The 6,400-nt window shown below is 38.3% G+C and carries 5 protein-coding genes, 2 tRNA genes and 2 rRNA genes; 8 read left to right on the top strand and 1 reads right to left on the bottom strand.

The window, feature by feature from the left end; genetic code table 11:
- Positions 1 to 168: 168 nt before the first annotated feature.
- The 5 genes from rrf (AC979_RS08460) to mazG all read left to right on the top strand — a co-directional run bounded on the left by rrf (AC979_RS08460) (position 169) and on the right by mazG (position 1,519).
- Positions 169 to 284 (top strand): 5S ribosomal RNA (gene rrf / locus AC979_RS08460).
- A gap of 50 nt (positions 285 to 334) precedes the next feature.
- Positions 335 to 450: ribosomal RNA gene (gene rrf / locus AC979_RS08455) — 5S ribosomal RNA — on the top strand.
- 14 nt (positions 451 to 464) lie between these two features.
- Positions 465 to 541, top strand: a tRNA-Asp gene (locus AC979_RS08450).
- 15 nt (positions 542 to 556) lie between these two features.
- A tRNA-Trp gene (locus AC979_RS08445) sits at positions 557 to 632 on the top strand.
- Between the two features lie 98 nt (positions 633 to 730).
- Positions 731 to 1,519 (top strand): nucleoside triphosphate pyrophosphohydrolase, encoded by a 789-nt coding sequence (mazG, locus tag AC979_RS08440; protein ID WP_049373819.1) that lies wholly within the window; start codon positions 731 to 733, stop codon positions 1,517 to 1,519.
- Positions 1,520 to 1,556: 37 nt separating this feature from the next.
- On the opposite strand, the gene AC979_RS08435 is transcribed toward mazG, so the two are convergent.
- A complete protein-coding gene (locus tag AC979_RS08435) occupies positions 1,557 to 2,351 on the bottom strand; it encodes a sulfite exporter TauE/SafE family protein (RefSeq protein ID WP_005694806.1) in 795 nt (264 codons plus the stop codon).
- Between the two features lie 213 nt (positions 2,352 to 2,564).
- Between AC979_RS08435 and AC979_RS08430 the strand changes: the two genes are divergently transcribed.
- The 3 genes from AC979_RS08430 to AC979_RS08420 are packed head-to-tail and all read left to right on the top strand — an operon-like array spanning position 2,565 to position 6,398.
- A complete protein-coding gene (locus AC979_RS08430) occupies positions 2,565 to 4,277 on the top strand; it encodes a solute:sodium symporter family transporter (RefSeq protein ID WP_049373818.1) in 1,713 nt (570 codons plus the stop codon).
- Between the two features lie 49 nt (positions 4,278 to 4,326).
- A complete protein-coding gene (locus AC979_RS08425; protein WP_049373817.1) occupies positions 4,327 to 5,772 on the top strand; it encodes a sulfatase-like hydrolase/transferase in 1,446 nt (481 codons plus the stop codon).
- Between the two features lie 38 nt (positions 5,773 to 5,810).
- The gene (locus tag AC979_RS08420) at positions 5,811 to 6,398 is read left to right on the top strand and encodes a Crp/Fnr family transcriptional regulator (protein WP_049373816.1); all 588 of its coding nucleotides are present in this window, start codon (positions 5,811 to 5,813) and stop codon (positions 6,396 to 6,398) included.
- The last annotated feature ends 2 nt before the right edge of the window (positions 6,399 to 6,400 follow it).

Genomic DNA, 6,400 nt, shown 5'->3' with positions numbered 1-6,400 from the left:
CCCGAGAGGCTTAACTATACAACGCTCAAGGGTTTTGGGTGTTGTAGTGATAAAAAGACGAAACTCAGAGAATAAAGAGAAAGTTTTGAAGTAAATCAGCTTGTTTGGTTGTGAGCACTAGAGATAGTGAGAGCAGAAAGAGATAGAAGAAGTTATTAAAGGAATAATCCTGGCGGCGATAGAGCGGTGGTCCCACCTGACCCCATACCGAACTCAGAAGTGAAACGCCGATGCGCCGATGGTAGTGTGGGGCTTCCCCATGTGAGAGTAGGACACCGCCAGGTACTTTTTATTTTGTTAGTTTATTTTTAGAGTAAATTAACAAAATAAAAATTTTGGCAGCAACAGTGCAATGGTACCACCTGAATCCATACCGAACTCAGAAGTGAAACATTGTTACGCCGATGGTAGTGTGGGGCTTCCCCATGTGAGAGTAGGTCACTGCCAATTATACCTCATTTAGCGGAGTGGTAGTTCAGCTGGTTAGAATACCTGCCTGTCACGCAGGGGGTCGCGGGTTCGAGTCCCGTCCATTCCGCCAATTCTTAATACCAATAGGGGCGTAGTTCAATTGGTAGAGCACCGGTCTCCAAAACCGGGTGTTGGGAGTTCGAGCCTCTCCGCCCCTGCCATTATTTCGTATCAATTTATCTTTAATTTTTGTAAGAATATTGTCTATTTTGTTATTCGTTTTATACTAATTGCATTTTAGTATTTCAGAGATATTCTTATGCGTTATTCTATTCAAGATTTTATTCAATTAATTGCACAATTACGCAATCCTAATGGCGGTTGTCCTTGGGATCTTAAACAAAATTATGACTCCATGATTCCTTGTTTAACTGAAGAAACTTATGAAGTTATTGATGCCATCCAAAAGAAAGATATTGCGAATTTAAGGGAAGAGCTTGGTGATCTTTTATTACAGGTAGTATTCTTCAGTCAGCTTGCTTCAGAGGATGGTTATTTTACATTTGATGACGTTCTTAATGATGTTTCTGAAAAGATTGTACGTCGCCATCCTCATGTATTTGGTGATGCAACAGCAGGAAATGAAGAAGAAGCTTTAGCCCGTTGGAATAGCATCAAAGCACAAGAAAAATCAGCTCAAAAACAACAGTCTATTTTAGATAATGTTCCGAATGCTTTTCCTGCATTGTTAAGAGCTCAGAAAATGCAAAAACAGTGTTCAAAGATTGGATTTGATTGGAATGAACTTGAGCCTGTATTTGCTAAAGTTGAAGAAGAATTGAAGGAAGTACGAGATGAGGTCAACCAAACACCTCGTAATCAAGAAAGAATAGAAGAGGAAATTGGGGATTTATTTTTTGCGACAGTCAATTTGTCTCGTCACCTTAAATGTAACGCAGAAGAGGCTTTACGTAAGGCGAATAATAAATTTGAACAACGTTTTCGTAAAGTCGAAGAAAAGGCATTAGAACGAGGCGTATCACTTAAAAATCTTTCTTTAATCGAAATGGATATTCTGTGGGATGAAGTGAAAAAAGAAGAAAAATAACCGAAATGGCAGAGGGCGTGTTTTACTCTGCCATTTTTTATTTTATGGAATGGATAAGTAACATATAAGCGCTGATTACTAATAAAATAATACCCAATAGTTTTTTGACTAAGTGCGGTGATAATTTACCTCGGATTTTCATTGAGAAAAATCCGGTTACAAAAGCACTTAGTACAACAATAATCACAATCGAAAAATTGACGTAACCGATTTGCCAACCAAAGTGATAAGTCGAGTTTTTTGAAAGATAGCCATAAAGGCTACCTAGCCCACCAATAAACATCATCGCATTGGTATAAGGCGCAATTTGGTGGGCTTTAACGGATTTTAATTGTCCAATTAAAGGTGCCATAATTGAGCCACCTCCAATGCCGGTCATGCCAGCAATAAATCCACCTATAGTTGAAAGACCGATTCCTTTAATCGTTTCATCCGCTGTAGATTGCTGAATTATTGCGGTTTCTTTACTAAAAATAGTACGAATTGCTAATAGGGAAAGTGTGATAACAAACACACTGATGATGGCAATATCAGGTACATAAAAACTGGATTCGAATCCTAGCTGCACACCAATAATCATACCCACAGACCAAATGAGCATCGCTTTGTAATTAATCGATACTTTTTGTTTGTAAAAATAAATTAAGTTAATAAAGGATGACCCCATGACAATCGTCAATGATGTTGCAGCAATCATTTGTAAAGGGAACTGTGGGAATAAGGTGTAGAGAATAGGTACCATCAATACGCCGCCACCGATGCCAAAAATAGCGGACATTATATTTGTCATCACACCACATAAAATTAAAATAAAAATTAACTGTAAACTCATTTCAAACTCCTTTTTTGTGGGAGTACGGCATTATTATTCTTTTGGATAAATAAATAATTTATGATCTTGCTCATAATTATCTATAAAAACAGACTTTATTTTAATTTTGTGATCCTTCTCACACAATCAGTATGACAATTATCATATGCTCTTTATACACCTAGCAGTAGTCTATAAATGGATATTAATAATGGATTCTACAAGGAGGAGCGTATGCTATTAACAGTTTCGAGTTTCCTCATCGTAACAGCTTTGGTAGCCTATATTTCATGGCTACGGACGAAAAACGATGATTTAACCACCTCGAAAGGTTATTTCTTAGCGGGACGAGGATTAAGCGGTATTGTGATTGGTTGCTCAATGGTGCTAACTTCACTTTCTACTGAGCAATTGATTGGCGTGAATGCCGTTTCTTATCAAAACAACTTTTCTATTATTGCGTGGACTGTGCCAACGGTGATTCCGCTTTGTTTCTTGGCGCTTTATATGTTGCCGAAATATTTGCGTAACGGTTATACCACTATTCCTGAATTCTTTGAAAATCGCTTTGACCGTCAAACTCGTTTGATTATGTCAGGATTATTCTTGGTCTTCTATCTTTTAATCGTTATTCCGACCGCACTTTATACTGGGGCAATTGCCTTTAACAAAATCTTCAATCTAGAAACGATCTTTGGATTAAGCTACGCTCAAGCAATTGTCTATACGGTGATTGCTATTGGTGTTGTCGGTGCGATTTATGCGATTTTTGGCGGGTTAAAAGCGGTGGCAGTTTCCGATACTATCAATGCCGTAATCTTAGTGATTGGTGCATTGCTTGTGCCTGTATTTGCATTGCTTTATTTAGGTAATGGTAGCATTTCTGAAGGCTTGAATATTATCACCACCACTCACGTTGAAAAATGGAACGCCATTGGTAGCTCAACAGATTCTACTCCTTGGCCAACAATTTTTACCGGTATTATGGTTGTTCACTTCTTCTATTGGACAACGAACCAAGCCATCGTACAACGTTGTTTAGGGGCGAAGGATTTAGCATCGGGTCAAAAAGGGATTTTAATTGCAGCACTTTTCCTACTCACATTACCGATTATTCTTAATTTACCGGGTTTATTGAGTTTCCATATTTTAGGTGAAGGCTTAAATCCAATTGATACATCTTATCCATTATTGGTTAATAAAGTGATGCCGACTGCATTGCAAGGCTTCTTTATTGCGGCACTTTTCGGTGCAATTTTAAGTACCTTTAATTCATTCTTAAACTCTGCAGCGACCATTTATTGTAAAGACTTATTACCATCTATTAGTAAAAAACAACGTACCGATCAAGAGTTGATCGTCTATGCGAAAAAAGTCTCAACCATTATGGCGATTGTGACCATGATTATTGGCCCACTTTTGATGTTCGGTACAGATGGTATTTTCTTAATCACTAAACGCTTTGCCGGTTTTGTGAATATTCCAATCGTGGCGTTATTTGCTGTGGGTTTATTTAATAAAACTGTTTCTGGCTTGGCTGCACGTATTGCTTTACTTGTACACGTAGTACTTTATTTCAGTATTGTTTGGGTGTTCAATGTGAAAATCAATTTCGTGTATGTGATGGGTGGATTATTCGTATTTGATGTTGTTTTCATGTTGATTCTAGGTCTATTCTTAAAACGTGAACCTTATGTGGAAAATACCATCAATAAAGGCGATGTAGACTTAACCAATTGGAAATACATTAAAGTAACATCTGTTTCATTAATTCTTGGTTTAATTGCGCTTTATGCATTCTTATCACCAATTGGTATTGCTTCACCAGATGGCAATCCAATGTTAGTGTTGGAAGTGTATGCGGTATTACAACTCATTGTGTTGATTGTCTTTAGACCAAAAAATGAAAAAACAGAACATCAATTACATCTTTCTAACCAACATTAAGCAGTCGGGCGTACATCACGTACGCCCTTAAAATAGATAAGGATTGTGTATGAACATTATCTATATTTTACTCGACCAAGTGCGTAAAGATATGTTGGGGGCTTATGGTCATCAGATCGTTAAAACCCCGAATATTGACCGTCTAGCTAAAGATGGTGTACGTTTTAATAATGCTTTTACGCCAGCTTCCGTTTGTGGGCCCGCTCGGACTTCGCTCTTTACCGGTTTAATGCCATCTACCCATGGCATCATTCGTAATGGTGAAAAAGGCGGTACAGGTGAAGTGAGCGAAGCCGCCCCCAATATTGGTAAACTAGACGGCTATAACACCTATGTTGTGGGGAAATGGCACGTGGGTACAAAATCCGTACCGGAAGATTATGGCATTAAAGGGCATAACTTTGATGGCTATGGTTATCCGGGCAGTGGTGTGTATAAAAATTTAGTGTTCAACCAACCGCCGACACATTCCAATCGTTATAAAGAATGGTTAGATGAAAAAGGCTATGAAATTCCTGAAGTGAGCCGTGCTTATTTCGGTGATAACCCTCATTTACGTGTACAAGAACTGTGTGGTTTGCTTTCAGGCACAAAAGAACAAACTATCCCGTATTTCATCATTGATGAAGCGAAAAGTTATATTCGTGAATCACTTACTGAAAATAAACCGTTCTTTACATGGATTAATTTCTGGGGACCGCATACGCCTTGTATCGTGCCAGAGCCTTATTATTCCATGTATCGAAAAGAAGATGTGGTGCTAGATGAAAGCTTCTTCAAGCCACTAGAAGGTAAACCAGGACATTATCGTACCATCTCTAAAATGTGGGGCATGTGGGAAGCGAGCGAAGATCATTGGAAAGAAGTGATCACAAAATTCTGGGGTTATATCACCTTGATTGATGATGCAATTGGTGAGCTATTTACCTTCTTAGAAAACAACGGTATTTATGATCGCACTTTTATTGTGGCAACCGCTGATCATGGTGATGCGATGGGCGCTCATCGAATGATTGAGAAAGGGGAATTCATGTTTGATACCACCTACAACATTCCGATGATTATTAAAGACCCGAATTCAAATCGTGTTAATCAACAGGATGATAATCTTGTCTATCTCCATGATTTAACCTCAACAGTTTACGATCTCGCTAATCAGCCTATTCCTCAAGCCTTTGAAGGGGAGAGTATTTTGCCGATCGTTCGTCAACATCAAGATAATCAACGCAAAGGGATATTGGCACAGTTAGCAGGGCATTTTGTTTATTTTGAACAGCGCATGTGGCACCGTAAAGACTATAAATTAGTGTTTAATGCTTCGGACATTTGCGAGCTTTATGATGTAAAAAATGATCCAGCTGAAATGCATAATTTGTTCTACAAGCCAGAGTATGAGGCGGTCAAAAAAGAGATGCTGGAAGAAATGCGTCAAGAAATGAAACGCTTAAATGATCCATTAGAAAACTGGGTATATCGGATTATAAACGAAGTGTAAAACCAATAAAAAATTGACCGCACTTTTAAGGGAGGATTATGGAAAATTGCGCAATCAAGCCTACTGAATTATCACATTGTCAGTTTACTGAGCTGCATCACTTGCCGAAAGGTTCCTTCTTGTATCAACAAGGTGAGTCAGCACATGAATTTTATTATGTGCAAGCAGGCTTGGTTGGCTTATTTCATACCCTTGAAAATGGCAAGGAAAGCTTAGTGCGATTATATTCCAAGGGCGATTATTTTGGTTTTCGAACTTTGTTTTCGATGGCGGATAAACATTATCATTGCAATGCAAAAGTCTTAATTGATGCGGAGATTACTCGCATCAAACCTAATGTAGTGAGTGAATTTTTTACGCATAATACCGTGATGAGCCAATGTTTATTACAGATTTTGGCAGATGAATTACGCGAAGCAGAAGAACGTTTGGCAAAAAGTGCCTATTTGCGTACTTTAGATCGCGTGATGGATAGTTTGTATTTTCTCAAACAACATTTTCCTGATTATAATTGGACATATCGTGAAATTGCAGAATATGCTGGCTGTGAAACTGAAACCGCGATTCGTATTGCAAAAGAACTCAAACAAAATGGCGCATTAGACCGAATATCAGGTCATCAATAATG

Source organism: Parahaemophilus parainfluenzae, assembly GCF_001053575.1.
Taxonomy (GTDB): Bacteria; Pseudomonadota; Gammaproteobacteria; order Enterobacterales; family Pasteurellaceae; genus Haemophilus_D; species Haemophilus_D parainfluenzae_S.
Note: the sequence above shows the minus strand (reverse complement) of the source record. Positions and strands in the feature narration are given on the sequence as shown.

What these genes read in the sequence shown, in the direction of transcription:
- AC979_RS08430 (WP_049373818.1), top strand. Translation starts at nt 2,565, where the DNA reads ATGCTATTAACAGTTTCGAGTTTCCTCATCGTAACAGCTTTGGTAGCC.
- mazG (WP_049373819.1), top strand. Translation starts at nt 731, where the DNA reads ATGCGTTATTCTATTCAAGATTTTATTCAATTAATTGCACAATTACGC.
- AC979_RS08420 (WP_049373816.1), top strand. Translation starts at nt 5,811, where the DNA reads ATGGAAAATTGCGCAATCAAGCCTACTGAATTATCACATTGTCAGTTT.
- AC979_RS08425 (WP_049373817.1), top strand. Translation starts at nt 4,327, where the DNA reads ATGAACATTATCTATATTTTACTCGACCAAGTGCGTAAAGATATGTTG.
- AC979_RS08435 (WP_005694806.1), bottom strand. Translation starts at nt 2,351, where the DNA reads ATGAGTTTACAGTTAATTTTTATTTTAATTTTATGTGGTGTGATGACA.